The sequence below is a fragment of the Micromonospora sp. NPDC000121 genome (assembly GCF_042899165.1).
Classification (GTDB): domain Bacteria; phylum Actinomycetota; class Actinomycetes; order Mycobacteriales; family Micromonosporaceae; genus Micromonospora.
The window spans coordinates 77,878-104,100 of the sequence record NZ_JBIAZP010000006.1 but is presented as its reverse complement, the minus strand read 5'-3'; the positions used below and the strand labels follow the sequence as shown (position 1 = coordinate 104,100).

The following is a 26,223-nucleotide window of genomic DNA, read 5'->3' as shown; positions in this document are numbered from 1 at the left end:
TTGCGGATCGCGATGGTGGTGCCGCCGTGGCTGTCGATGCCCCCGCCCGGCTACGGCGGGCTGGAACAAGTGGTGACCGGCCTGGTGGAGGCGTTGAGCGGGCGGGGCCACGCGGTGACCGTGTTCGGGGCGGGCCAGGAGCACGGGACCCCCGCCGACTTCGTCTCCACCGTGCCGGAGCTGCAGTTCGAACGGCTCGGCGAGGCGCTGCCCGAGCTGGCCCACCTGGCCCGGGTCAACCACCTCGTCGACGCGGCCGACTTCGACGTCGTCCACGACCACACCACGATCGGCCCGCTCGTCGCCGGGCGCCGGGCGGTGCCCACCGTGGCCACCGTGCACGGCAACCCCGTGGGCGAGTACGGCGACGTGCTCAGCGACACCGACCCGGGCGTCGGGCTGGTCGCCATCTCCCACGCCCAGCGCCGGCTCAACCCGCGGCTGCCCTGGGTCGGCACGGTGCACAACGCGATGGACGTCCGGGGCATCCCGCACAAGACCGCGCCCAGCCAGGGGCCGGTGCTCTGGCTGGCCCGGTTCAGCCCCGACAAGGGCCCGGACGTCGCCATCCAGGCGTGCCGGGCGGCCGGCCTGCCGCTGGTGCTCGCCGGCAAGTGCAACGAGCCGCCCGAACGCCGCTACTACGACGAGGCGGTCCGGCCCCTGCTCGGCGAGGACGTCCACGTGGTGCTCGACGCCGACCGGGCGGAGGCGCTGCGGCTGCTGGTCGAGGCGCGGTGCCTGATCATGCCGATCCAGTGGGAGGAGCCGTTCGGCATGGTGATGGTGGAGGCCATGGCGACGGGCACACCGGTGGTGGCGCTGAACCGGGGGGCCGTGCCGGAACTCGTCCGGCCCGGGGTGACGGGCCTGATCCGCGAGGACGTGGACGACCTGCCCGACGCGCTGCGCGCCGCGTCCGGCCTCGACCCGGCTGACTGCGTCGCGCACGTGGCGCAGAACTTCTCCACCGACCAGATGGCCGCCGGCTACGAGCGGGTGTACCGCCGCTTCATCGCCGACGTGGCCCGGTCCGCCGGGGCTCGGGAGCCGGCCCGGGTGGCCGGGCGTTGACCTCGGCCGGCCCTGTCTGACCGGCCCTCCCCGGCGGCCCGCTCACCCCGCGCTTCCGGCGAACCGGCGGGCACGGGGTCCCGCCGGCACCGGCACCGGACGGCCGCTTTGCGGCCCGTGCCAGGATGAGGCCATGGCGCGGGGACCGGTGGCGTTCGTGCTCGGGGGCGGGGGAGTTCTCGGCGCGGTCGAGGTGGGCATGCTGCGGGCCCTGTTCCGGGCCGGGATCCGGCCCGACATGGTGCTCGGCACGTCGATCGGGGCGGTCAACGGCGCGCTGGTCGCCGCCGAACCGTCCGAGGCGGTCACCGACCGGCTGGTCCGGCTCTGGGCCTCGCCCGAGGCGAGCGAGGTGTACGGCGACTCGGTGGCCCGGCAACTGCGCCGGTTCGCCGCCCGGACCCACCTGCACTCGCCCCGCCCGCTGCGCAAGCTGCTGGAGAGCGAGCTGGGTGCGGAGACCACCTTCGCCGACCTCCAGGTGCCGTTCCGCTGCTGCGCCGCGAACATCGAGCGGGCCGCCGAGCACTGGTTCGACAGCGGGCCGCTGGTGCCGGCCGTGCTGGCCTCCGCCTCGGTGCCGGGGCTGCTGCCGCCCGCCCAGATCGACGGACAGCACTACGTCGACGGCGGGATCGTGAACTCCATCCCGATCGGGGAGGCCGTCGCCGCGGGCGCCGGGCGGATCTTCGTACTCCAGGTGGGGCGGATCGAGCGGGAGCTGGCTCCGCCCCGGCGGCCCTGGGAGATCGCCCAGGTCGCGTTCGAGATCGCCCGGCGGCACCGGTTCGCCCGGGAGATGGCGGCCCTGCCCGACGGGGTGGAGGTGCACGTGCTGCCCACCGGCGGGCTGAACCCGCGTGACGACACGCCGTGGGCGTACCGGGACATGGCGGCGGTGGGGCGGCGGATCAGCCGCGCCTACACGGCCTCCCGGCACTACCTGGCCACCCAGGTGGCGCGCTGATGCCCCTCCCGCCACGGTGGGTACGCCGGGTGCTCCTGGCCCCCGGCGTGGTGCTGCTCGCCTTCCTGGTGGTGACCACCCTGCCGGTCTGGGCGCTGCTCGCGGCGGCGGCCTCGCCGCTGGTCCCGGGCCGGTTCCGGCCGCTGCGGCTGCTCTGGATCGGCTGCGTCTACCTGGTCTGGGACGCGGCGGCGCTGCTCGCGCTCTTCGGGCTCTGGGTCGCCTCCGGCTTCGGCTGGCGGACGCGGTCGCCGGCCCTCCAGCGGGCGCACTACGTGCTCGCCGGTTGGTTCCTGCGGGTGCTCTTCTGGCAGGCCCGCTGGACGCTGCACCTGAGCATCGACGTGGTGGGCACCGATCCCGACACGGCCCTGCCCGGCCGGCCGGAGCTGGTGCTCTGCCGGCACGCCGGCCCCGGCGACTCGTTCATCCTGATACACGCCCTGGTGAACTGGTTCAACCGGGAACCGCGGATCGTGCTCAAGGACAGCCTCCAGTGGGACCCGGCGATCGACGTGCTGCTCAACCGGCTGCCCAACCGCTTCCTCGCGCCGGGCCCGGACCGGCGGGGCTCGGTGACCGAGCAGATCGGGCACCTGGCCGAGGGCCTGGACGACGACGACGCCTTCGTGATCTTCCCGGAGGGCGGCAACTTCACCCCGGGCCGCCGGCTGCGGGCCATCGCCCGGCTACGCGCGCTGGGCCTGGAGCGCATGGCGCTGCGGGCGGAACGGATGCGGCACGTGCTCGCCCCGCAGCCCGGCGGGCTGCTCGCGGCCCTGGACGCCGCCCCCGACGCCGGGGTGATCTTCGTGGCGCACACCGGCCTGGACCGGATGCTCACCGTGGCCGACGTGTGGCGGGAACTGCCGATGGACAAGCGGATCGTCATGCGCTTCTGGTCGGTGCCGCCCGAGGAGGTGCCGACCGGTCGGCAGGAGCGGATCGACTGGCTCTTCGACTGGTGGGCGCGGATCGACGAGTGGATCGCGGCCAATCGCGACGGCGCCGCGTAGGGTGCGCTGGTGGACCAGATCTGCGTGGTGACGACGGTGGTGGACGCGCGGTCGGTCGCCGACGTGCTGGCGGCCGCGGCGGTCGCCGGTCGGCTGGCGGCCTGCGCGCAGGTGGGCGGCCAGGTGGACAGCACCTACTGGTGGCGTGCCGGGGTGGAGACCAGCACCGAGTGGTCGGTGCAGTTCAAGACCGCGCCGGACCGGGCCGCCGCGCTGGTGGAGCAGATCCGTGCCAGCCATCCGTACGAGGTCCCGGAGATCCTGGTGACGCGGGTGGACAGCGGCGACCCCGCGTACGCCGCCTGGGTGCACGAGCACACCAGGCCCTGAGTACGCGCACTCTGGGGCGGTGACAGGGCACCGGCCGAGAATGACCGGGTGCAGACCACCGGTTACCCCTGTCCCGCCTGCGGCGCGCCGGCCTCCCTCGGCTCCGGCTGCTCCGGGTGCGGGCGACCGCCGTACCCGGCGGCCGCCGAGGTGATCCGGCTCGACCGGGAGATCGCCGCGCTCGGCGGCGAGGTCGAGCGGGCCCGCGTGGCGTACCAGGGGCTCGTCGACCGGCTGGCGGCGAGCCGCCGGCGCCGGGCGGAGCTGGCCGCCGCGGTCCGGGCGGAGTTTCCCGGCCCCGCCGCGCGCCGGGCGCCCGTCGCCGCCCCGGCACCGGCTGCGGCCCCGGCATTCGCGCGGGCCCGCCCGGTGCCGGCGTGGCCCGCCCGGGGGCCGGTCGCACCGGTGCCCGCTCCGGTCGGCGCGGGCGGGGCGGAGACCTCGACCCGGACGGTCCAGAGCCTGCTCTTCGTCCTCGGCGGACTGCTGCTGGGCACCGCGGCGGTGGTCTTCACGGCGGTCGCCTGGGCGGCGGTCGGGGTCGCCGGCCGGGCCCTGATCCTGGCCGCGTTCACCGCGCTCGCCCTGGCCGCGCCGCTGGTGGCGGTGCGGCGGGGGCTGCGCGGCACGGCGGAGACCTTCGCCGCGGTGGGGCTGCTGCTGGTGCTCCTCGACGGGTACGCCGCCTGGACGGTGGACCTGTTCGGGGTGGCCGGCTGGCCCGGCACCCGCTACGCCGCGCTGGTCGGGGGGGCCGGCGCGGCGGTCGCGGCCGGGTACGCCCGGCTCAGCGGGCTGACCGTGCCGTGGTTCGCGGCCCTGGTGACCGCGCATCCGGTGCTGCCCCTGTTCGCCGTCGAGGCCCGGCCGGACGCCGCCGGCTGGGCGGTGGTCTTCGTCGGGGTGGCGCTGCTCGACCTGGCGGTGCTGGTCGCGCTGCGTCCTCGGGGCGGCCCGGTCGGCGGCGCCCCGACCCCGGCCAACGGGTCACCGGCGGCCGTACCGCCCGGTCCAGCGGGTGGATCGGGGGAGCGTCCGGTGGTCCTCGCCGGGCGCGTCGTCGCCTGGATCGGGTACGCCGGCGCGCTGACCGTGGCGGCGAGCTGCGCGCTGCTGCCGCTGGCCCTGGGCCGGGCCGCCGGCATCCCGCTGCTGGCCGGGGGCCCGCTGCTGCTGGTGGCACTGACGCTGCTCGGCGCGGCGGTGCTCACCGGCGGTCGGGTGTTCCGCGCCATCGCCGCCGGGCTGCTGGTGCCGGTGCTGGCCGGCGCGGTCGTCCGGCCCGTCGTCGAGCTGGGGACGTCGCCGGTGCTCACGGCGCTGGTCGTGGTGGCGCTGGCCGGCGCGGTGCGGCTGCTGCCCGCCGGCTGGCGGACCGGTCCCCGGTTCGGCGCGCTGCTGGTGGCCGGGGGGACCGCCCAGCTCGCCGTGCTGGCGGCCGTCGTGCTCGCCGGCGGCGCGGTCGGCCGGTCGCTGCCGCCGTGGCACGGTGCCGCCCCCGGGCCGGACATCGCCCACGGCTGGCAACTGCCCGTGGTGATCGTGCTGACCCTGGCGGCCGGGGGGCTGCTGCTGCCCCGGGCCGCCCGGCCGGCGCTGGCCGCGTTCGGCGTGGCTGCCACCGTGCTCGCCGTGCCCGCCGGCTGGCCGGCGCCGTGGCCCGCCGTGGTGGCCCTGGACCTGGCGGCGGGGGCGGGCCTGCTGGCCGTCGCGGTGGCGCGGCCCGGCGCCCGCTCCTGGACGGCGGTGACCGCGGCGGCGTCCGGCACCCTCCTGCTCGGGCACGCGCTGCTGGCGGGGCTCGCCGCTCCCGGCGGGGCGGGGGCGGTGCTCGCGGTGGTCCTGGCCGCCGGGCTCGCCGCGGCCGCCGCCGGCCGGCGCGGCACGGCCGTCCAGCGCGGGATCGCCGGGGTGTCCCTGGCCGTCGCGTCGCTCGCGGCGCCGGCCGGCGTGACCGTCGCCCTGATCGCCGCCGGGGCGCCGGCCTGGTGGCAGGCGCGGGCGGCGCTGGCCGCCGCCGCGGTGCTGCCGGTCGGGCTGCTCGCGGTCCGCCGGCACTGGCCCGACCTGCGGGCGTACGCCTCCGTCGGGCTCGCCGTGGCGGTCGCGCTGGTCGGGTTGGCGCCGGCGGTCGTACCGGCCGACGAACCGGTGACGCTCTACGCCGCGGTGGCCGTCCTGCTGGCGACGCTGGGCGGTGCGGCCCGCTCCGACGCCGTCCTGCGGATGGCCGGCGTCGTGCTGCTGGTGATCTCCGTCGCCGCCGCCGCGCCGGTGGCGGCGACGGTGCTCCTCGCCCCGTACGGCGGGGTGTCGCCGTGGTCCGGGGCGCCCGCGGTCGAGCCCGCCCCGGAGGCGTTCCCGGCCGGCGTGGCGCTGGTCGTGCTGGCGGTGGCCACGCTGCTGGCGGCGCGGCCCGACCGGACCGTCCCGGGCGCGGTCGGTCCCGCTGCCGGCACCCCGGGTGCCGTCGGGTCCGGTGCCGGCACGTGGGGTGCCGTCGGGTCCGGAGCCGGCACGTGGGGTGCCGTCGGGACCGGAGCCGGCACGTGGGGTGCCGTCGGGACCGGAGGCGGGGCGTCGGCGCGCGGCGGGTGGTGGCGGGCCGCGCTCGTCGCGCTGCCGTTCGCCGCGATCGCCCTGCCGGTGCTGCTGGTCGCCGCCGGCGCGCCGTGGCCGGCGGCGCCGGCCGTCACGCTGGCCGTCGGGGTGGTCGCGGTGCTGGTCGCCGCGCTGGCCGCGCCGCGCCCGCTGCTCGCCCCGGTCGGGGTGCCGGTGGGGCTGGCGCTGGCCGCCTCCGGGCTGCTCGGGCTGCTGGCCACCAGGGCGGGCACGCTCGCCGGCCTGGCCGTGCTGGTGGTGGCGGCGACCGTGGTCGGCGTGGCCGCCCGTCGGGACGACGCCCGGCTCGCCGGTTGCCTGGTGGCGGTCGCCGCCGCGACCGGCCTCGCTGTCACCGCGCCGCTGGCCGGCGGGCTGCCGCTGCGGACGGCCGCGTTCGGGGTGCTCGCCGTCGCGGTGCTCACCCTGGCCGCCGCCGCGCTGCTCGGGGGTCGCCGGGCGCCGGTCGGGGCCGCCCCGGCCCGCCGGGGGCCCGCCACGGCGGCGGTGCTGGACGCGGCCGCCCAGGCGGTGGCGCTGGTCGCGCTGCTGCTCGCGGTCGGCGCGCTCCGGTACGCGGCGGCGGTCTGCGTGCTCTGGGGTGCCGCCGTCGCGCTGCGGGTGCTGCGCCGGGGCGAGCCGGCGGGCCGCCGCTGGGCGTTCGCGGGCATCGCCGGCGGCACTGAGCTGCTCGGCGGCTGGCTGCTGCTGGCCGCCGGGGGAGTGGCGGTCCTGGAGGCGTACACGGTGCCGGCGGCGGCGCTGGCCCTCGGGGCGGGTGTGGCGGCGCTGCGCACCCGGCCCGGGCTGACCAGTTGGCTGGCGCTCGGCCCGGGGCTCGCGGCCGCACTGCTGCCGAGCCTGGTGTCGGTGCTGGTGGCGCCGGACCCCCAGCCGTGGCGGCGGCTGCTGCTGGGGGCCGCCGCGCTCGGCACGGTGCTCGCCGGGGCCACCCGCCGCTGGCAGGCGCCGGTGCTGCTCGGCGGGGTGACGCTGGCGCTGCTCGCGCTGCACGAGCTGGTGCGCGGGTGGGACCTGCTGCCCCGGTGGATCTTCCTCGCCGTCGGCGGGTTCGCGCTGATCGGCCTCGCCGCCACGTACGAGCGACGGCGGCGGGACCTGGCCCGGCTCCGGGCGGCCGTCGGCCGGATGGGCTGACCGGCGGGGGCGGGTCCGGTCGCCCGGCGCGGGAGGCCGGCAGGCCTCGGCGGCGGCTCGGGGGTAGGGGCAGCACTACCCCCGCTCGGGGGGTGGACAGGGTTACTCAGCGCAACGGTTCTCGGAAGACTGGACGGCAGGGCGCGCCGGCCGGCGCGGTATCCGGATCGAGGGAACGGGAGCCGCAATGGTGCTCGGAGCGGTGGCAGACCCGCCGGTACGGCGGGGCAGTGACTACGCACAGTTGTCCCGGCGGATCAGCGGGGCGGGGCTGCTGGAGCGGCGCCCGGGCCGGTACGTGACGCGGATCGTGCTCACCCTGGGCGTCTTCGCGGCGGGCTGGGGCGCGGTCGGGCTCGTCGGGGATTCGTGGGCGCAGCTCCTGGTCGCCGTGTTCCTGGCCGTCGCCACCACGCAGGTCGCGTTTCTCGGCCACGACGCCGGTCACCGGCAGATGTTCCGCCGGCGCGGGCCGAGCGAGGCGGTGGGCCTGCTCACCGGCAACCTGGCGGTGGGGCTCAGCTACGGCTGGTGGGTCGACAAGCACAACCGGCACCACGCCAACCCGAACCACGAGGACGAGGACCCGGACGTCGGGGCGGGCGCGCTGGTCTGGACGTACGAGCAGGCCGCCGCGACGCGCGGGGTCAGCCGCTGGCTCGCCCGCCGGCAGGCGTGGCTGTTCTTCCCGATGCTGCTGCTGGAGGGGCTCGCTCTGCACGTGGCGAGCGTGCGGGCGGTCGTTGGGCGGGAGCCGGACGGCCGGTTCCGCACCCCGATGCGGCACCGGAGGGTCGAGGCGCTGCTGCTGGGCCTGCACGCGGTCGGCTACCTCGGCGGGTTGCTGCTGGCGATGTCGCCGGGCAAGGCGCTGCTGTTCGTCGCCGTCCACCAGGGGCTCTGGGGCCTCTACATGGGCTGCTCGTTCGCCCCCAACCACAAGGGGATGCCGATGCCGACCGCCGAGGACGACCTCGACTTCCTGCGCAAGCAGGTGCTGACCTCCCGCAACGTCCGGGGCGGCCGGTTCGTCGACGTCGCGCTCGGTGGGCTCAACTACCAGATCGAGCACCACCTGTTCCCGAACATGCCGCGGGCGAACCTGCGCCGGGCCCAGCCGATCGTGCGCGCGTACTGCGCCGAGCGGGGTATCCCGTACGCGGAGACGGGGCTGGTCGAGTCGTACCGCCAGGCGCTCGCGCACCTGCACGAGGTGGGCCGGCCGCTGCGCGGCTGAGACGCGCGGCGGGGGCGGCGCCGACCGGCGCCGCCCCCGCCTTCCTGCGTCGGGTCAGGAGCCCATGGACTCGATCAGCTCCTGCGGGGCCTCCTGCGTCTCGCTCGCGGCGGGCTTCTTCACCGCGACCGGGGCGCCGAAGTCCGAGTAGGTGGTGGTCATCATGCCGAGGGACTCGTGCAGCACGCTGGTGTCGATGGCGAACTCGACGAGCCGGCCCTGGTCGTCCACCTTGGCGGTGAACGGGACGGACTTGGCCTTCTCGCCGAGGGCCTGGATGGACGGGTCGTCGGCCTTCGTGCGGGTGTAGTCGAGGGTGCCGGCGTAGCTGCCGGTGCCGGTCTTCTCGACGTCCACCACGCTCTCGATCATCTGCTTCGCGCCGCCCGGGTCGCCCTCGGGCATCAGGTTGAACTGGCCGCTCTTACCGAGCTTGGTGGTGTCCATGTGCAGCCACTTCTTCGGCATCCCCTGCATGCCGGTGATCTTCAGGTAGGCGTCGTCGCCGAGCAGCAGGATCCGGAACGTGCCCTCCGCGCCCACCTTCATCGTCATGTCGCCGGTCTTGGTGGCCGGGTCCATCACGCCGCTGCCGGTGATGACCGCCGACTTCAGCTCCATCCGAACGCTCTGCTGGTTGAGCTTCTGCGCGGCGGCAGTCAGCTCGGCGCGGGCGTCCGCCGGGGCCGAGCTGGCGGGTGCCGCGCTGGTGCCGTTGCCGGCCGGAGCGTCCGCGTCCGTCTTCGTGCCGCACCCGGTGAGACCGAGGCTGAGCGCGGCGACGATAGCGACCCCCGTGGTCGCCAGCCGTCGAGTGTTCATGCTGAGAATCTCCTCTGGCAGGGTGGGCCGGGGCGACGCCGGTCGCGGCCCGGCCGGGCCGCCGGAAAGCCTAACGTCCGCCGTCCACAGCCACCCATCTATCCCCGTCCGGTCGCCTGCCGGGTGGGACACACCTCCCGCCGCTGGTCGGCGTCGTTGCGACCCCTCCCGGTAGGGTCTCCCCATGGCAGACGTGCTCACCGCCGAGGCGGTGCGAGACGAGCTGGGCGGGCTGGTGGGCTGGTCGGGAGACCAGACCGGGATCACCCGCACCGTGGAGCTGGCCAGTTTCCCGGAGGCCATCGCGGTCGTCGACCGGGTCGCCGCGACGGCGGAGGAACTGGACCACCACCCCGACATCGACATCCGCTGGCGCACCCTGACGTTCCGCTGCGTGACGCACTCGGCGCGCGGGGTCACCCGGCGCGATCTGGAACTGGCCCGGCGGATCGACGAGATCGTGGGGAGCGTCCGATGAGATTCGAGATCAGCAAGGTGCTGGACGCCATCGAGGGGCGGGTCTGCACCGACCCGTCGCTGGCCCGGGCCGTCCTCGACCTGGCCGAGGTGATCCGCTACCAGGACTTCGACGGCGGCCGGCCGGCCAGCCTGCTCCGCCTCGGCATGGTGATCGACGCCCTCGCCCGGGAGTTGGAGGAGGACAGCGTCCCCGTCTACGCGGTCGTCCACCGGGCCCTGCTCTCCGACGCCGACCTCACCTCCAACGAGCGGATGGTGGTCCGCCGGTGGGCCGACGACGGGCTGGTCGAGGTGCTCGACAACCCGGGCGACCGGATGCTGGAGGTGGCCGACCTGCTCGGGCTGCCGGTGCTCACCCGGGGGCGGACGGACGGCCTGCGCGGGCGGTACCCGTGGCTGGTCGAGCAGCCCGGCCGCGTGCTCGCCCCGGTGCCCGGCGCCGGCGGGCCGGCCTTCGTCGCCCACGTCGGCGGCGGGCACACCCCGGTCGCCGGCGCCCGGGCGCCGGCCGGCGTGAAGCTGCTCTCCCGGCAGTGGCGCTGCCCGGAGCCGGGCTGCGCGCTCTTCGGCGGTGGGGGCGGCGGGTCCTTCGCCGACCTGGCCCGGGTGGAGCGCAGCCCCGCCGCCCAGCCGCCGCCCTCCCTGCGCGGCGGCGCGCCCACCTGCCCGCGGCACGGCACCCGGCTCGGCGACGCCGGCCCGCGTCCGCGCAGTGTGGTGCTCGCCGTGCGGGTGGGCGGGCTGATCCGGCGCCGCTTCGTGCTCACCGAGGACCAGCCGGCGCTGGTCGGCCGGGCGCCCGACCAGGCCGGCGGGATCGTGCTCGGCCAGTGGCTCAACGATGAGGCGCGCCGCTGGATCAGCCGCAGCCACGTCCGGTTCGAGCTGCGGGTCGGCGAGGTCATCGTCACGGACGTGAGCACCAACGGCTCCGGCATCCGGCCGGGCGGGTCGATGGCGGAGGGCGACCGCGTCCCGTTGGCGCCGAAGCAGTCGCGGGTGCTGGTCGAGGGCGACATGGTCGAGCTCTACCCCGGGGTGCAGATCGGCCGGCCCGGCGAGCTTCCCGCCGGCGCGCCGTACACGCCGAACTCGGTGATGGCCGAGGCCCCCACGATGGCGATGCGCCTGCCCCGCTGACTGCCGGCAGACGACGGCGGGCGCCGGGACCGTGGTCCCGACGCCCGCCGCTGTCGTACGGGGTCAGCCGGCCAGCACGGCCGCGAGCTGGGCCACCGCGTGGTCGATCTCCTCTTCGGTGATCACCAGCGGCGGGGCGAGCCGGATGGTGGAGCCGTGGGTGTCCTTGGCGAGCACGCCACGCTCGGCGAGCCGCTCGCACGCCTCCCGGCCGCTCATCAGCGCCGGGTCGATGTCCAGCCCCGCCCACAGGCCCCGGCCCCGCACGGCGACCAGGCCCCTGCCGACCAGCACCCGGAGGCCGGCGTGCAGCCGGGCGCCCAGCTCGGTCGAGCGGCGCTGGAACTCGCCGGTGGCCAGCAGCCGGACCACCTCGGTGGCGACCGCGCAGGCCAGCGGGTTGCCACCGAAGGTCGAGCCGTGCTGGCCCGGCTTCAGCACACCCAGCACGTCGGCGTTCGCGGCCACCGCGGAGACCGGCACGATGCCGCCGCCCAGCGCCTTGCCGAGCAGGTACATGTCCGGCACGACGCCCTCGTGCTCGCAGGCGAAGGTGGCGCCGGTGCGGCCCAGGCCGGACTGGATCTCGTCGGCGACGAAGAGCACGTTCCGTTCGGTGCAGACCCGGCGTACGCCCGGCAGGTAGCCCTCCGGCGGCACGACGACGCCCTGCTCGCCCTGGATGGGCTCGAGCAGCACCGCGACGGTGTTCTCGTCGATGGCGGCGGTCAGCGCGTCCAGGTCGCCGTAGGGCACGACGGTGAAGCCCGGGGTGTACGGCCCGAAGTCGGCGCGGGCGTCCTCATCGGTGGAGAAGCTGACGATGGTGGTCGTGCGGCCGTGGAAGTTCCCCTCGGCGACCACGATGTTGGCCTGGCCCGGCGTCACGCCCTTGACCTGGTAGCCCCACTTGCGGGCCACCTTGATGCCGGTCTCCACCGCCTCGGCGCCGGTGTTCATCGGCAGCACCAGGTCCTTGCCGCAGAGCTCGGCCAGCTCCCGGCAGAAGTCGGCGAACTGGTCGTGGATGAACGCCCGGCTGGTGAGGGTCAGCTTGTCGAGCTGCGCGTGTGCGGCCGCGACGAGCTGCGGGTGCCGGTGGCCGAAGTTCAGCGCCGAGTAGCCGGCCAGGCAGTCCAGGTAGCGGCGGCCGTCCACGTCGGTCAGCCAGGCGCCCTCGGCGGAGGAGATGACCACCGGCAACGGGTGGTAGTTGTGCGCGGTCCACCGCTCCGCGTCGCGGACCGCCTCCGGCGTCCGCAGCATGTCCTCGATCACTTGCTCGCCTTTCCCTGACGGAGTCGCAACGTGCAGCACTTCGGCCCGCCGCCGGCCTTCCGCAGCTCGGACAGGTCGACGCCGATGGTCTCGTAGCCCCGGTCGCGCAGCTTCGCGGCCAGGCCGGTGGCCTGCGCGGGCAGCACCACGTGCCGGCCGTCGCTGACCGCGTTCAGCCCGAAGACCTCGGCGTCGGCCAGGGTGGCGTGCACCGCGTCCGGGAAGAGCCGGCGCAGCACGGCGCGGCTGCCGGGCGAGAACGCCTCCGGCAGGTAGGCCACGGTCCGCTCGTCGAGGACGGTGAGCGCGGTGTCCAGGTGGTAGAAGCGCGGGTCGACCAACTGCATGGTGACCACGGGGTAGCCGAAGACCTCCTGGAGCTGCGCGTGCGACGCGTGCGCGGTGCGGAAGCCGGTGCCGGCCAACAGGAAGTCGCCGGCCAGCAGGATGTCGCCCTCGCCCTCGTTGACGTGCTTCGGGTCGTACATCTCGAAGCCGGCGGCCTCGAACCAGGCGCGGTACGCGGGGGCCTCGTCGGCGCGCTGCGGGTCGCGGAACTGCACGGCCATGGCCTTGCCGTCGATCACGGTGCCGCCGTTGGCGGCGAAGACCATGTCGGGCAGCCCGGGCACCGGAGTGATCTCCTCGACGGTGTGGCCCAGGTCCCGGTAGACCTGGCGCAACCGCTCCCACTGCCGGACGGCGAGGTCGGCGTCGACGGGGGCCGTCGGGTCCATCCACGGGTTGATCGCGTAGTCGACGGCGAAGTACGTCGGCCGGCACATCAGGAAGCGCTGGCTGGTGGCGTCCATCGTCATTGTCCTGCTCCCAGGGTCGGGCGCGCCCCGGCCATCTTCGGCCCACGGGGCTGGCGCCGTTGCTCAACGTTATGCGGCACCGATGCGTGGTATCCACCGCTGGAAGTTGCGCAGGGCAGCGAATCATTGCGTCTGGGGCGGAACGGGCGACGGTTCGTTGCGCATCACGTCGTGCCGACGCTTTCCGCCGGAGCGGGGCCAGCACGGGACAGGGGCGCGGCTCCAGCACGACCTGCGGAAAGCACGTCGGGGGCGGCGGACGCCGCCCCCGAAAGGACCAGGAAACACTTCGGGGGCGGCGAACCGCCGCCCCCGAAAGGATGTGCCCGGCTGGTGAACCACCAGGCTGGTCGGGCGTCGCCGGTGCACCACCGGCACTGCCGGCAGCGCCGCCGGCGAGCCCGACAGTGCCCGCTAGAAGCGGTCCGCAAACTGTGAGTCAAGCCACTCCCGCAGGCGCCCCACCCAGTCGCCGTCCGTGGTGGGCCAGTCGAACTGACCGGTCATGGCGAGCACGCCCAGGACCACCGCGCCGAGGCCGAACGCGATGCCCAGCAGGGCGTCGGTCTTGCCGGCGATGTGCCGGCGCCGGGTGGCCATGAGACCCAGCACGGCGAGGACCGCGCCGACCGCGCCGAGCCCGATGCCGTACCCGGCGAGGGTGCCGGTGAGCACGAAGAGGGCGCCGGCGACGCCGACGACCAGGCCGAGCGTGGCGAGCAGGCTGGCCCGGGGCTTCGGGCCCGTGATCACCGGCCGCTCCGGGGCCCGGTCGGCGACGCCGTCGCCGTCCCGGTCGACGGGGCGGTCCACCGGGCGGTCCCGGTCCGGCCCGGCGGCCCGCGCCGCCGCCGCGTCCCGGTCCAGGTCGACCGTCCGCCCGTCGACGGTCCGTTCGAGGGTCGGGTCCGCGTCGGCGACCCTGGGGCCGCGCCGGGTGTCGTCGTCGACCGGCCGGGCGGTGGCCGCCCGCGCGACGGCGGCGCGCTCGGCCGCCCGCCGCTCGGCGTCGCCGCCTCGCCCGTCGGCTCCCGTCGCCGGCCCGTCGGCTCCGGCCGCCGCGCTGCTGCGGTAGGTCGCCTGGTCGCTGTCCCGGTCGGTCACCACCGGGCGGCCGGCCGGGCCGGCGTCCTCGGCCCGGTACCGGCCGTCGGCGTCGTTGTCCGTCGGCGCCGGTTCCGTCCGGCGCGACAGGGAAGGAATCTTGACCACAACACACCTCCTGGTGAATGCGCGGCGGCCGGTGGAGCGGGTGGCGCCCGCGCGGTAACGAACCCGAGGTACCCAGCCGCGAACTCCGCGACACCCGGCCGCGCCGGTGCCGGCCCCGGCCCGGCTACCGTTGCCGTCGTGCCTGAGGGACACACCATCCACCGACTCGCCGCGCGGCACGCCGAGCTGTTCGCCGGCGACAAGCTGCACGCCGCCAGCCCGCAGGGCCGCTTCGTCGAGGGCGCGGCCCGGCTCACCGGCACCGTGCTGGAGGCCACCGAGGCGTACGGCAAGCACCTGCTGCACCACCACGCCGGCGAGCTGACGCTGCACGTCCACCTCGGGCTCTACGGGAAGTTCACGGACGGCGCGGGGGAGCCGCCGGAGCCGGTCGGCCAGGTGCGGCTGCGGCTGACCAGCGACCGGCACTGGCTCGACCTGCGCGGCCCGACCGCCTGCGAGCTGCTCACCCCGCCCGAGGTCGCGGCGCTGCGCGGCCGGCTCGGCCCCGACCCGTTGCGCGCCGACGCCGACCCCGACCGGGCGTACGCCCGGATCTCCCGCAGCCCCACGCCGCTGGCCGCGCTGCTGCTGGACCAGTCGGTGGTGGCCGGCACCGGGCTGATCTTCGTGACCGAGGCGTTGTTCCGGGCCGGGCTGCCGCCGACGCTGCCGGGACGGCGGCTGGACCGCGCCGGCTGGGACGGGCTCTGGGCCGACCTGGTGACGCTGATGCGGCTCGCCGTCGCGCGCGGCCGGATCGACACCGTCCGCGACGCGCACCTGCCCGAGGCGATGGGCCGCGCCGCCCGGGTCGACCGGCACGGCGGCGAGGTGTACGTCTACCGCCGCCCCGGCGCGCCCTGTCACGTCTGCGGCACGCCGGTGGGCCGGGGCGAGCTGGCCGGCCGCAACCTCTACTGGTGCCCCACCTGCCAGCGGGGCTGACGCCCGCGGTGCCGACGCCGGCCGCGGCGCCCAGGGTGTTGGCACCGCCGCGCCGGGGCTGACGCCCGCCGCGTCGCCCGCGGTGCTCACGTCCCGTCGAGCAGCCAGCGGACCACCTCGACCTGTCGGGGGAAGACCTGCCCCTCGCCGATGCTCCAGGCCAGCGTCTGCCCGACCACCCAGCCCCGCACCCGCTCCCGATCCAGCCCCAACTCCGCGCTGAGCCGGCCCAGCCGGTGCCGGACGGCACCGGGCGAGTGCCCCAGCTCCGCCCCGCGGACCAGCGGCACGACGCCGAACTCCCGCTCGCCGGTCAGCGGCTTCGGGTCGATGACGAGCCACGGCTCGCGGGTGGCCCGCAGCACGTTGCCGGCGTGCAGGTCCTGGTTGACCAGCACCTGCTCACCCTGGCTGCCGACGAGGTCGCCGAGGAGCCCGAGCGCAGCGTCGAGCAGCCGCCGCTCGTACGGCCGGCCGGCCCGTTCCCAGTTCACCGGCAGCCGCTCGCACCACCCGGCGGCCTCCTCGGCGAGCGGGGTGAACGGCGGGCCGGCCGGTCGCCACAGCCGGGGCAGCAGCCCGACCGCCACGTCCAGCGCCGCGTCGGCGGGCAGCTCGTGCAGGGGCGTGCCGGGCACGCACCGCTCCACCAGCAGCGCCCGCCGCTCCGGGTCGTGCGCGAGCAGCCGGGCCGCCCCCGTCCCGGCCCAGTGTCCGAGCGCCGTCGCCTCGTGCACGCTGTCCGGGTCCGGGTACTGGAGCTTGAGCGCCGCCGGCGTGCCGTCGGGCAGCTCGGCGGGCAGGGCCAGCGAGGCGAAGGCGTACGGGTAGGGGCGTCCCACCCGCAGTTGCCAGCGCTCGACGCACTCCGCCAGCCGGGCCGGCAGCACCGCCCGCCACGCCCGGCCCGCCTCGACCTCCTCGGTCCAGCGCAGCCCGTCGGGGATCTCGATGTCCACGGCCATCCGGCCATCCTCGGACACGCCCGTGGGTCGCGTACAACCGTTTCCGGGCCGGGACCGTCTGGAACAGGGAACCCCACGGAGGTGGCCGGATGCCGGACGCATCGGACCAGGAATACATCGAGTACGTCACCGCGCGCCTGCCCGCGCTGCGCCGACTCGCGTACGCGCTCTGCGGCGACGCCGACCAGGCCGACGACCTGGTGCAGGAGACCGCGACCCGGCTCTACCGGCGCTGGGCGCGGATCGGTGACGTCGGGCAGCTCGACGCGTACGTCCGCACGGTGCTGGTCCGGCTCTTCCTGGACACCCGGCGGCGTGGCTGGTGGCGGGTGCACCTGTTCGGCGGGCCGCCCGACGTCCGGTCCACCGAGGACCGGGGTGTCGAGGAGCGGACGGTGCTGCGTGCCGCCCTGGCCGAGGTGCCACCCCGGCAGCGGGCCGTGCTGGTGCTGCGGTTCGTGCACGACCTGCCGGTCGAGGAGGTGGCCCGGACGCTGGGCTGCTCGGCCGGCACGGTGAAGAGCCAGACCTCCCATGGGCTGGCGGCGATGCGACGACTACTCGGCGGCCGGGAACTGGCCGGTCGGGCCGGAGGGGAGCGGAGATCATGACGATCGACGATGAACGCGTCACCGACCTGCTGCGGCGGCTCGACGAGGAACCCGCCGGGCTGCCCCGGATCGACGTGCCGGGCGCGATCCGGGAGGCACGCCGGCGTCGGCGCAACCGCCGGGCGGCGGTGGCCGGAGCCGCCGCGCTCGGCGTGCTGGCGGCTGCCGCGCTGCCCGGGATCCTGCACGGGCGTGACCGGGCGGCGCCCGCGCCGGCGGTGAGCCCGAGCCTGCCGTCGCCGAAACCGCGGCCGACCGGCCCCTGGGAAGGGGTGTGCACGGCCGAGCTGCTGCCCGTGCCGGACGACGCTCTCGGCAGCGTGGTCACCGGCGGGGACCCCGACGGCCGGTGGCTGGTCGGCCGCCAGATCCCTCGGAACCTGCGGAACTATCGTCTCCTGATCTGGCACGAGGGGCGGGTCCGGGCGGTCGAGCTGCCTGGCGAGGAGCAGGAGTTGCAAGACGTCAACCGGTCCGGTCTGGCGGTGGGCTCCGCGAGGCCCACCCGCGGCCTGCCGGAGGCGTTGGCGGTGCGCGACGGCCAGCCCGTCCGCCTGCCGGGAATCGGTTCCGGGGCAGCGACGGCGGTCAACGACGCCGGTCGGATCGTCGGCTGGCGGGACGTGGAGAGTGTGGGGCCCTGGCCGGCGACACGGCCGGTGGTCTGGGACTCGTACGACTCCCAGGCGGTAGATCTGCCGCTGCCCGGCCCCGCTTGGTACGGGTCGGCGGTCGACATCGACGAGGACGGCACCGTCCTGGCCGACATGGCCGACATGGCCGGCGCAGTCGATCCGGGCCGGCCCCGGCGGGCGGTCGTCTGGCGTCCGGGCGCCACCCGACCGGAGGTGCTGCCGCTGCCCCGCGTGCCGGGCGGAGACACCGTCCAGTTCACGCCCCTGTCGCTGGCTGGCGGCTGGGTGACCGGGATGGCGTGGCGGGAGAAGCAGCCGGGCGAGCCCCGAAACGCCCTGCAGGAGTACCCGGTGCGGATCGATCTGCGGACGGGACAGGCGGAGCTGCTGCCGGCCACCGTCTGGGCCGGGACCGGAAACGCCCGCGGTTGGCAGGCCGGCACGTCCTCCGGCAACAACCTCACCGCCGTGGTCACCGACACGAAGATGGTGAAGCTGCCAGGGCTGGACGGCACGACCGCCAGTGGAAGCGGCTGGGTGCGGAGCCTCAGTGACGACGGGCGGGTGGTCGCCGGGCAGCTCTACCTCGACAACACGGGCCGGGCGGTGCGCTGGACCTGCCGGTGACGGGCCGTCGGCCTGGCGTCGACCGGTCCGGGGGCGGTCCCGCACCGCCCCCGGACCGGAGCATCTCAGCGCAGCCGGCGGATGTCGCCGTACGCCCGGTAGAAGCCACCGCGACCCGACTCGCGGACCTCGGTGACCAGGTAGCGCGCGCCCGGCTCGCGGATGCCCTTCGGGAACTGGACCGACCAGTCCCGCCGGTACCCGTCGGAGAGGACGTGGATGCGCAGCCGGCCGCCCTGCTCGACGCACTGCACCACCACGCCGGACCGGTCGTCGGTGGTCACCTCCACCGATGTCCAGGCCGCCGGCTCCGGCATCCGGGGCGGGGCCTTGACGTCGACCACCTCCGGCACGCTGCCGGCCTCCGCCGCCCGGATCGCCGGCTCGCTGGCGTCGATGCAGGCCAGGTAGCCGCTGGTGGTGACCACGTAGAGCCGCTCCTCGTGGTACTGCATCGAGTAGGCCGAGCCGCAGCCGGTGCCGAGCTTCCACAGCCGGTTGCCGGCCGCGTCGAAGCAGTAGATGGAGGACTGGCTGTCGCCGGCGAAGACGAACCGGCCGCCCTCGGCCGTGGCGCAGGAGAAGACCGGTGCGTCGCACCGGTAGGTGCGCTCGGTGCGGCCGTCCTTCGCCAGCCGTACCACCTCCCGGGTGCCGGTGCCGGCGAACACCGCGCCGGGCTCCTGCCAGCCGAAGAGCACCGAACCCGTCCGGGTGTGCCACAGCTCCTGCCCGGTGCGCCAGTCGTAGCCGGTGACGCCCTGCGAGTGGCCGTGGTAGACCGCGTCGGCGTCGCACCGCACCATCCAGGCCGACCGGCCGCGACCCGATCGGCGCCAGAGGAATTCGTCCTCGTGGTCGACGGCGGCGATGCCGCCGTCGGCGTCGGAGACACCCAGCACGCCGTCGTGGATGTCCAGCCAGTAGATGTCGATGTCGGGCGCGATCGCGTACGCCACCCGGGGCACCTTCCCGGACAGGTCGTAGACGTTGCCGTCGTCGCACCCCGCGTAGATCCAGGCGTCGTCGGCGACGATGCACTTCACCCCGTCGGGCAGCCGGACCTGGTTGAGCACGCGGGCGTCGTGGTCGAGCGTGGTGATGACCCCGCGCTCGTTGCCGACCATGCAGCTCTGCCCGTCGACGAAGATGCCGAAGGCCGGGGCGCCGGAGTCGTAGCGCCACAGCACCGGGGCGGTGCGGGCGGTGGAGCGGGTGCTGACGATCTGTCGCCGGGAGACGGCCCGCTTCTGCCGCACGCCGCGCACGGCTGGCGCGTAGCCCTTGCGGACCTTCTCGCCGATCTTCTTGGCGGCGGCCGCGCGGGCCCGGGCGTTGTCCGGGTACGCCGTGGTCTTGACCTGCCCCTGGTCGCCGATCCGGCCGTAGCGGACGGTCAGCGCGGTGTCGTCGACCACGACCTCGTAGAACTTGTGCGCACCGTCCACTTCGGACAGTTCGAGGTAGGTCGTCTCCTGCGACATGGGGCCTCCGAGGGGTCAGCGACCGGCCCGACGTGGCCGGCGCGGCGACAGCGGACACACGGTAACCGCCACCCCCGACAAGGGCCGACCGCTTGAGAGGAAGGGCCCCCTCCTAACCTCGGGTGTCAGGAAGGGGCCCTTCCTGACACCTACCGGGCGGAGGCGGTCAGGGCGTCGACGGCCTTGCGGGCGGCGATCAGCACCGGGTCCCACACCGGGGCGTACGGCGGGGCGTAGCCGAGGTCGAGGGCGGTCATGTCGTCCACCGTCATGCCGTTCCACAGCGCCACCGCGAGCGTGTCGATCCGCTTCGCGGCCTCGGACCAGCCGACGATCTGCGCCCCGAGCAGCCGCCCGCTGGGCTTCTCCGCGATCAGCTTCACCGTCATCGGGCGGGCGCCCGGGTAGTAGCCGGCGCGGTTGGTCGACTGCGCGATCACCGAGACGAACTCGAAGCCGGCCGCCGTGGCGTCCCGCTCGCGCAGCCCGGTGCGCCCCACCTCCAGGTCGCAGACCTTGGTGACGGCGGTGCCGATCACGCCGAGGAAGGTGGCGTACCCGCCGCCGATGTTGATGCCGGCCACCCGGCCCTGCTTGTTGGCGTGGGTGCCCAGCGGCACGTGCACCGGCATCCCGGTGACCCGGTGCATGGTCTCCACGCAGTCGCCGGCGGCCCAGACGCCCGGCACGCCGGGCACCCGCATCCGGCGGTCCACCCGCACCCCGCCGGTGACGCCCAGCGGCAGGCCGGCGGCCGCCGCGAGCGCGGTGTTGGGGCGTACGCCGAGGCCGAGCACGACCAGGTCGGCCGGGATGGGGCCCTCGGCGGTGACCACCGCGGACACCCGGCCGTCGGTCTCCTCCAGCCCGGTCACCGTGAGGCCGGTGCGGATGGTGATGCCGATTCCCCGCATCGCGTCCGTGACCAGCTCGGCCATGTCCGGGTCGACGGTGGACATCGGCTGCTCGGCCTGCTCCACCAGCGTGACGGAGAGCCCGCGCTGGATCAGCGTCTCGGCCATCTCCACGCCGATGTAGCCACCGCCGACCACGACGGCCCGGCGCGGCCGGGGCTCGGACTCCAGCCAGGCGCGCAGCGCCGCGCCGTCGTCGAGGGTCTGCACGCCGAACACCCCGCCGGTGTCGGTACGCGCCCAGTCAGGCTTCGTCGGCACCGCGCCGGTCGCGTACACCAGGGTGTCGAACCGCTCGCGGACCTCGCCGCCGCCCCCGAGGTCCCGCGCGACCACCTCGCGCCGGTCGAGGTCGATGGCGGTCACCTCGTGCCGCATCCGGACGTCGACGGCGAACTTCTCCCGGAACGTCGCCGGGTCGCGGGCGATCAACTCGTCCCGCTCCGGCACCAGCCCGCTGATCCAGTAGGGGATGCCGCAGGCCGAGTACGACGTGAAGTGCCCGCGCTCGAACGCGACGATCTCCAGGTCGCCGCGGTCGCGGCGGCGGCGTGCCTGGGACGCCGCCGCCATGCCCGCCGCGTCCCCACCGATGACGATCAGCCGTTGCGCCACGGGGACCATCCTGTCACGGACGACCCGCCCCCCGGGTCTGTCGCGCGACGTCGGCGACCACGTCCACGAGCGTGCCGCTGCGTGCGAAGACGGCGCGCTGCCGGGCCGCCCCGCTGCCGTGCCGGCGCAGCCCGCCGACCAGGTCGGTCACCTCGGCCAGGTCGCCGTGCCGCTCCAGCGCCGGGCGCAGCCGCGCGACGAGCTGGTCGAACAGCTCCCACGCCGGGCGCAGCTCCCCGTCGGTGAGGTCGACGCCGTCGCCCTCCAACCCGTCGTGCGCCGCGCGCCAGTGCGCGGCGACCAGCAGGTGGTGGTCGGTCCGGATGGCGGGCCGGCCGGCGGCCATGTCGTCGAGCGCGGTCGCCACCATGGCCCGGACCAGCGCGGCGACGAGCACCGCGTCGTCCACGGACGGGCAGACGTCGCCGATCCGGATCTCCACGGTCGGGTACTTGGCCGACAGCCGGGCGTACCAGTAGAGCATCCCCTCGTCGAGCATCACGCCGCTGGCGATGAGCTGCCGGATCAGCCGCTCGTAGTGCTCGTGCGACTCCAGGAACGGGGTGGGCGCCACCGACGGCCAGCGCTCCCACTCGATCGACCGCCAGCTCGCGTACCCGGTGTCCTCGCCCTTGGCGAACGGGGAGTTGACGGTCACCGCGTGCAGTACCGGCAGCCAGGGCCGGACGTGGTTGAGCACCTGCACCCCGGTCTCCGGGTCGGGCACCCCGACGTGTACGTGCATGCCGTTGTTGCCGGGGCCGGGGACCAGCAGGCGGAACCGTTCGACCATCCGGTCGAAGCGGGGCTTGTCGACCACCGGCGGCACCGGCCCGTCCACGGGTCCGGTGCCGATGGCGAGCAGCCGTACGCCGGCCCGCTCGGCCGCGTCGGCGAGCGCGGTCCGCAGCACGCCGAGGGAGTGCCGGATGGAGGAGAGTTCCAGGCCGGGCGGGCTGCCGATCTCGATCTGGCTGGTCTGGAACTCCCGCTCCACCTGGCCGCGCAGCTCGGGCGGCACCTGCTCAAGGACGAGGTCGACGGCGGGCACCGCGGCCCCGGTGTGCGGGTCGGCGAGCAGGAACTCCTCCTCGACACCCACCGTGAGCAGATCCGTCCCCTCGACCGTCGCGCTCGGGGCCTCCGCCACCTGGCCGGTCATCGTCACCACCGTCCGTTCGCGCCGGTCACGGTCCGTCCGCGCCGGGTCGGCCAGTGGTTACCCACCGTGCCGACGCCGGGAAACGCGGCTCGGCGCGTCGACCGGCGTGTCGCCCGTCGCGTGCGAGCCGGTTGACACCCTCGGCCGCCGCACCGGCCGGCGTCGCCGGCGGCAGGCCGCGGTAGCCGTCGCCGGCAGCCGTCCGCGCCGGCCGTCCGGCCGATCCGAGCGCGACTGCCCTGCTGGTGACCGGCCGTCCGCACCGGCCGGGCGTCACCGTCGTCGGGGGCCGTCCTCGCCGTCCTGCACCATGGCCCGGACCCGGCGCAGGGTCGCGTCCTGGGCCAGGATGGCCTCGCGCCACCGGTCCAGCGTCCTACGCAGGTCCCAGACCGTGGCCCGGAGCTGCTGCACCTGTTCGCGGGTCGCGTCGAGTTGCGCCCGGGTGGCCAGGGCGGCCTCCTCCAGCTCGGCGACCCGGGTGCGCAGCGGCTGCACCAGCGTGAGGGCGGCGTCGGTGAGGGTGTCGGCGGCGTCCGCCTTGAACTTGCCGCGCTGCACGACGACGGTCGCGATGGCGGCGAGACCCCCGGCGCCGCCGAGGACCCCGAGGACGGAGAGCAGGACCTGCACCCATTGCGGTGCGCTCGGCGCGGACAGGTTCACGTCCCACCTCCAGCGGAGACGGCGCCGCCGCCCAGCCCGGCGGGCTGGGCCGCCTGGGCGGCCCTGGTGAGGGCGCGCAGGTCGCGCACGATCTGCGCGGCGCGCCAGCCCGAACCGATGGCCACCGCCCCGACGAAGGAGGTCGCGGCGACTCCCTGCTGCCCGGCGACCACCGCCACGGCGACGGCGTACATGCCGGTGATCGTGCCGAGCATCAGCACCGAGGCGAGCTCGATGCCGAGGGCGGTGGAGAGCCTGCCGGGCCAGAAGATGCCGAGCAGCCCGGCGACGCCGGCGACGACGAGGCCGTACTCCCACCCCACCTGGATGGGGCCCGGCATCGCCATCTCCACCGACTGCGGCCGGACGCCGAGGGTGATCAGGAGGGCCCCGCAGACGGGGGCGATCGCCATGACGGCGATCTCGAAGGGCTGGTGCCGGTGGGGGATGCGGTGGTGAAGCACGGCGGCTCCTTGTGATGGCCCACCACCTCGTCGAGGCGGCTCGTCGGGCCGGGCGGGCGCCCGGCAGTGCCGGGGTGTGCCGGGAGGGCCCGCTCCCGCTGGCCCGGTCGGCCTGGCGGCCTGCCCGACGGGTCGGGCGGCGCATCGGTGACCGGGAGTGACGACAGGCCGGCGTTGGCCGGTCGATTTCCAAGTCGTACCACTCCCACGGAGGCTCCGTCCACCCCGGATTTGTCGTAAAACCGCAGGTCAGCGCGGTTCGGTGTCGCGGCGTGACAGCGGGCCCTAGGCTGGTCGGCGTGCCGACAGCGTGGCGGATCGTGCTGGGGACGTGGGCGTACGCGCTCACCCACCTGACCCTGCTCGCCGACCGTCCGGCCGGCCTGCTCGCCGGGGCCGCGCTGGCCGCCGTCGTGCTGCTCGCCGTCGTGCTCGCGCTGCACGGGGCGGGCGGCGTCGGCGCTCCCCGGGCCGGCCGTACCGCCGCCCTGCGGGCCCGGGCCCGCCGTCGCCGGGTGCCCCGGCAGGTCGACCCGGACGCTGCCGGGCGTCCCCGTCCCCGGGCGCCCGGGGCCCTTCCCTCGGCCGCGTAGCGCCGCCGCCGCGCGGCCGATTCCGCCGTCACCCGAGGCCCGGCGACGCCCTGTCGTCCCGCCGGGCGTCACCCGGAATCGGACCGAGGGGTCACCATGCTCGCCTTCGCACCACTGCACGACGCCGTCGGCGCCGCCGGCAGCGCGCTCTCCTGGCTCACCACCCTGCTCGAACCGCTGGCCGGCGGCGCGGCCACCGCCGCCGCGATCGTCGTCCTCACCGTGGCCGTCCGGCTGCTGATCTCGCCGCTGACCCTCACGCAGGTCCGCGGGGAGCGGCGTCGCGCGGCGCTCGCCCCCGAGGTCCGTGACCTCCAGCGGCGGTACGCGCACGATCCCGCCCGGTTGCAGGGCGAACTGTTCGCGCTCTACCGGGCCAACGGCGCCAGCCCGGTGTCCGGCTGCCTGCCGGCGCTGCTCCAGGCGCCGGTCCTGCTGGTCATGTACCGGCTCTTCAGCACCGCCGACGGCGGCACGGGGCTGCTAGCCGAGCGGCTCGCCGGGGTGCCGCTGGGCCACCACCTCGGCGACGGCCTGGGCGGCGCGGTGCTGCCGCTGTTCGGCGTCCTGCTGGCGGCCCTGCTCGCCCTCGCGTGGTGGACGTCCCGGCGGATGCGTCGCGCAGCGGCGGCCACCGGCACCGTGGCCGGTACGCCGACGGAGGGGCCGGGCGCGGCCGTGCTCGGCCGGCTGCTGCCGCTGCTGCCGTACGCGACCGTGCTGGTGGCGCTCGTGCTGCCGCTGGCCGCGGTGATCTACCTGGTCACCACGACCGCCTGGTCGGCGCTGGAGCAGGCGGTGCTGCGCCGCCCGCAGGCCGCACCGGCGGACATCGATCGACATTGACATCTGTCGGATCGGCACGTACAACTCCTGAGAGAGCGCTCTCTCGCCCGTCCCCGCAGAGAGGCACATCCGATGACACCTGCCCAGGCGGCACCCGCCGCCCCGCCCCGACGACGCCGGCCGGCCCTGGCGTCGGCCCTGCTCGCCGTCGTCGCCACCACCGCCCTGGCCGGGGTGACCGTGACCGCGAACGCCGCCGTGCCGGCGCCCGCGCCCGGCTGGAGTCTGGTGTGGAGCGACGACTTCACCGGCGCGGCCGGCACGTTGCCGTCCGCCGCGAACTGGATCATCGACACCGGCACCAGCTACCCCGGCGGCCCGCCCAACTGGGGCACCGGTGAGATCCAGACCTACACCGACAGCACCGCGAACGTCAGCCACGACGGCGGCGGCAACCTGCGGATCACCCCGCTGCGCGACGCCTCCGGCCGCTGGACCTCCGCCCGCATCGAGACCGTACGCAGCAACTTCAAGCCGCCGTCCGGCGGTGTGCTCGCCATCGAGGGCCGGATTCAGATGCCGAACGTGACCGGGGCCCAGGCGGCCGGCTACTGGCCGGCGTTCTGGGCGCTCGGCTCGCCCTACCGGGGCAACTACCAGAACTGGCCGGGCATCGGCGAGTTCGACGTGATGGAGAACGTCAACGGCATCAACTCGGTCTGGGGCGTGCTGCACTGCGGCGTGGCCCCCGGCGGGCCGTGCGACGAGTTCAACGGAATCGGCGCCTCCCGGGCCTGCCCCGGCAGCACCTGCCAGTCGGCGTTCCACACCTACCGGTTCGAGTGGGACGCCTCGGTCAGCCCCCAACAACTGCGCTGGTACGTCGACGGTCAGCTCTACCACACCGTCAGCCAGTCCCGGATCGGCGAGCCGTACTGGTCGCAGATGACCGGCCACGCCGGCTACTTCCTGCTGTTGAACGTGGCGATGGGCGGGGCCTTCCCGAACGGGGTCGCCGGCTCGGCCACGCCGACGGCCGCCACCGTCCCCGGCCGGCCGATGCTGGTCGACTACGTGGCCGTCTACAGCCGGGGCGGCGGCACCACCCCGCCGCCGACGACCCCGCCTCCCGGCGGGGTGCGGGACGCGTACGCGACCATCCAGGCGGAGTCGTTCAACGCGCAGAACGGGGTGATCGTCGAGGCGTGCGCCGAGGGCGGCCAGAACATCGGCGCGCTGCGAAACGGCGACTGGGTGCGCTTCGACAACGTCGAGTTCGGCGCCACCCCGCCGCGCGACTTCGTCGCCCGGGTCGCCTCCGGCGCGGCGGGCGGGGTCAGCGGCCTGGTGGAGGTCCGGCTGGACAGCCCGACCGGCCCGCCGATCGGCAGCTTCGCGATCGCCAACACGGGTGGCTGGCAGAGCTGGCGCTCGGTGCCCGGCAACGTCGCCGGCCCGACCGGCCGCCGGACGGTCTACCTGACCTTCACCAGCGGCCAGCCCGCCGACTTCGTCAACGTCAACTGGTTCACCTTCCGCCGCTGAGCCGGGGGGGAGCCCGGGCCCTCGCCGCCCGGGCTCCCGCCCGACCGCCCCGGACCAGGCGGGCCCGACCAGGCG

Annotated in this window: 24 protein-coding genes; 14 read left to right on the top strand and 10 right to left on the bottom strand. The window is 75.7% G+C overall.

Annotated elements, in window-relative coordinates:
- Positions 1–12 precede the first annotated feature (12 nt).
- The 6 genes from ACFY23_RS18750 to ACFY23_RS18725 all read left to right on the top strand — a co-directional run bounded on the left by ACFY23_RS18750 (position 13) and on the right by ACFY23_RS18725 (position 8,383).
- Positions 13–1,074, top strand: a complete 1,062-nt coding sequence (locus tag ACFY23_RS18750) for a glycosyltransferase family 4 protein (RefSeq protein WP_350680305.1) — start codon at positions 13–15, stop codon at positions 1,072–1,074.
- A gap of 133 nt (positions 1,075–1,207) precedes the next feature.
- Positions 1,208–2,041 (top strand): patatin-like phospholipase family protein, encoded by an 834-nt coding sequence (locus ACFY23_RS18745; protein WP_350680263.1) that lies wholly within the window; start codon positions 1,208–1,210, stop codon positions 2,039–2,041.
- Positions 2,041–3,057 carry a 1-acyl-sn-glycerol-3-phosphate acyltransferase gene (locus tag ACFY23_RS18740; protein WP_350680261.1) on the top strand — a complete coding sequence of 339 codons (1,017 nt, stop codon included), beginning with the start codon at positions 2,041–2,043 and terminating at the stop codon, positions 3,055–3,057. Before ACFY23_RS18745 ends, ACFY23_RS18740 begins: the two co-directional genes overlap by 1 nt.
- Before the next feature lie 9 nt (positions 3,058–3,066).
- Complete coding sequence (cutA, locus tag ACFY23_RS18735) at positions 3,067–3,387, top strand: divalent-cation tolerance protein CutA (protein ID WP_350680259.1); 321 nt, start codon at positions 3,067–3,069, stop codon at positions 3,385–3,387.
- Positions 3,388–3,435: 48 nt separating this feature from the next.
- Positions 3,436–7,146 carry an SCO7613 C-terminal domain-containing membrane protein gene (locus ACFY23_RS18730; RefSeq protein ID WP_350680257.1) on the top strand — a complete coding sequence of 1,237 codons (3,711 nt, stop codon included), beginning with the start codon at positions 3,436–3,438 and terminating at the stop codon, positions 7,144–7,146.
- Positions 7,147–7,333: 187 nt separating this feature from the next.
- A complete protein-coding gene (locus tag ACFY23_RS18725; protein ID WP_350680255.1) occupies positions 7,334–8,383 on the top strand; it encodes an acyl-CoA desaturase in 1,050 nt (349 codons plus the stop codon).
- Positions 8,384–8,437: 54 nt separating this feature from the next.
- Here ACFY23_RS18725 and ACFY23_RS18720 read toward each other — a convergent pair whose 3' ends face one another.
- Positions 8,438–9,205, bottom strand: a complete 768-nt coding sequence (locus ACFY23_RS18720) for a hypothetical protein (protein WP_350680253.1) — start codon at positions 9,203–9,205, stop codon at positions 8,438–8,440.
- 184 nt (positions 9,206–9,389) lie between these two features.
- Here ACFY23_RS18720 and ACFY23_RS18715 point away from each other — a divergent pair, with 184 nt between their 5' ends.
- Both ACFY23_RS18715 and ACFY23_RS18710 read left to right on the top strand, forming a co-directional pair.
- Positions 9,390–9,683: a 4a-hydroxytetrahydrobiopterin dehydratase gene (locus ACFY23_RS18715; protein ID WP_350680251.1), complete on the top strand. Its 294-nt coding sequence runs from the start codon at positions 9,390–9,392 to the stop codon at positions 9,681–9,683.
- A complete protein-coding gene (locus tag ACFY23_RS18710) occupies positions 9,680–10,825 on the top strand; it encodes an FHA domain-containing protein (RefSeq protein ID WP_387051248.1) in 1,146 nt (381 codons plus the stop codon). Before ACFY23_RS18715 ends, ACFY23_RS18710 begins: the two co-directional genes overlap by 4 nt.
- 63 nt (positions 10,826–10,888) lie before the next feature.
- Here ACFY23_RS18710 and rocD read toward each other — a convergent pair whose 3' ends face one another.
- The 3 genes from rocD to ACFY23_RS18695 form a co-directional block, all read right to left on the bottom strand.
- Entirely contained in the window at positions 10,889–12,103 is a 1,215-nt protein-coding gene (rocD, locus tag ACFY23_RS18705) for an ornithine--oxo-acid transaminase (RefSeq protein WP_350680247.1), read from the bottom strand.
- The gene (gene ddaH / locus ACFY23_RS18700; RefSeq protein ID WP_350680303.1) at positions 12,100–12,915 is read right to left on the bottom strand and encodes a dimethylargininase; all 816 of its coding nucleotides are present in this window, start codon (positions 12,913–12,915) and stop codon (positions 12,100–12,102) included. Before ddaH ends, rocD begins: the two co-directional genes overlap by 4 nt.
- Positions 12,916–13,335: 420 nt before the next feature.
- Positions 13,336–14,133 carry a UbiA family prenyltransferase gene (locus tag ACFY23_RS18695; protein ID WP_350680245.1) on the bottom strand — a complete coding sequence of 266 codons (798 nt, stop codon included), beginning with the start codon at positions 14,131–14,133 and terminating at the stop codon, positions 13,336–13,338.
- A 138-nt stretch (positions 14,134–14,271) separates the two neighbouring features.
- Here ACFY23_RS18695 and ACFY23_RS18690 point away from each other — a divergent pair, with 138 nt between their 5' ends.
- The gene (locus ACFY23_RS18690; RefSeq protein WP_350680243.1) at positions 14,272–15,081 is read left to right on the top strand and encodes a DNA-formamidopyrimidine glycosylase family protein; all 810 of its coding nucleotides are present in this window, start codon (positions 14,272–14,274) and stop codon (positions 15,079–15,081) included.
- An 86-nt stretch (positions 15,082–15,167) separates the two neighbouring features.
- Here ACFY23_RS18690 and ACFY23_RS18685 read toward each other — a convergent pair whose 3' ends face one another.
- Complete coding sequence (locus ACFY23_RS18685; RefSeq protein WP_350680242.1) at positions 15,168–16,046, bottom strand: aminoglycoside phosphotransferase family protein; 879 nt, start codon at positions 16,044–16,046, stop codon at positions 15,168–15,170.
- Positions 16,047–16,135: 89 nt separating this feature from the next.
- On the opposite strand from ACFY23_RS18685, the gene ACFY23_RS18680 reads away from it, so the two are divergent.
- On the top strand, positions 16,136–16,657 hold the full coding sequence (locus ACFY23_RS18680) for a SigE family RNA polymerase sigma factor (RefSeq protein WP_350680241.1): 522 nt from the start codon (positions 16,136–16,138) through the stop codon (positions 16,655–16,657).
- The gene (locus ACFY23_RS18675; RefSeq protein WP_350680240.1) at positions 16,654–17,919 is read left to right on the top strand and encodes a hypothetical protein; all 1,266 of its coding nucleotides are present in this window, start codon (positions 16,654–16,656) and stop codon (positions 17,917–17,919) included. Before ACFY23_RS18680 ends, ACFY23_RS18675 begins: the two co-directional genes overlap by 4 nt.
- 65 nt (positions 17,920–17,984) lie before the next feature.
- Here the strand turns inward: ACFY23_RS18675 and ACFY23_RS18670 are convergent, their stop codons facing one another.
- From ACFY23_RS18670 to ACFY23_RS18650, 5 genes are all read right to left on the bottom strand, one after another.
- Positions 17,985–19,403: a WGR domain-containing protein gene (locus ACFY23_RS18670; protein ID WP_350680238.1), complete on the bottom strand. Its 1,419-nt coding sequence runs from the start codon at positions 19,401–19,403 to the stop codon at positions 17,985–17,987.
- 149 nt (positions 19,404–19,552) lie between these two features.
- Positions 19,553–20,932 (bottom strand): FAD-dependent oxidoreductase, encoded by a 1,380-nt coding sequence (locus tag ACFY23_RS18665; protein WP_350680236.1) that lies wholly within the window; start codon positions 20,930–20,932, stop codon positions 19,553–19,555.
- A gap of 13 nt (positions 20,933–20,945) precedes the next feature.
- A complete protein-coding gene (locus ACFY23_RS18660; RefSeq protein WP_350680234.1) occupies positions 20,946–22,094 on the bottom strand; it encodes a glutamate--cysteine ligase in 1,149 nt (382 codons plus the stop codon).
- 273 nt (positions 22,095–22,367) lie between these two features.
- A complete protein-coding gene (locus ACFY23_RS18655) occupies positions 22,368–22,718 on the bottom strand; it encodes a hypothetical protein (protein WP_350680301.1) in 351 nt (116 codons plus the stop codon).
- Positions 22,719–22,756: 38 nt separating this feature from the next.
- Positions 22,757–23,224 (bottom strand): hypothetical protein, encoded by a 468-nt coding sequence (locus tag ACFY23_RS18650; RefSeq protein WP_350680232.1) that lies wholly within the window; start codon positions 23,222–23,224, stop codon positions 22,757–22,759.
- 299 nt (positions 23,225–23,523) lie between these two features.
- Between ACFY23_RS18650 and ACFY23_RS18645 the strand changes: the two genes are divergently transcribed.
- The 3 genes from ACFY23_RS18645 to ACFY23_RS18635 all read left to right on the top strand — a co-directional run bounded on the left by ACFY23_RS18645 (position 23,524) and on the right by ACFY23_RS18635 (position 26,148).
- The gene (locus ACFY23_RS18645) at positions 23,524–23,817 is read left to right on the top strand and encodes a DUF6412 domain-containing protein (RefSeq protein ID WP_350680230.1); all 294 of its coding nucleotides are present in this window, start codon (positions 23,524–23,526) and stop codon (positions 23,815–23,817) included.
- A 96-nt stretch (positions 23,818–23,913) separates the two neighbouring features.
- Entirely contained in the window at positions 23,914–24,663 is a 750-nt protein-coding gene (locus ACFY23_RS18640) for a membrane protein insertase YidC (protein ID WP_350680228.1), read from the top strand.
- A 72-nt stretch (positions 24,664–24,735) separates the two neighbouring features.
- A complete protein-coding gene (locus tag ACFY23_RS18635) occupies positions 24,736–26,148 on the top strand; it encodes a carbohydrate-binding protein (RefSeq protein WP_350680226.1) in 1,413 nt (470 codons plus the stop codon).
- Positions 26,149–26,223 lie beyond the last annotated feature (75 nt).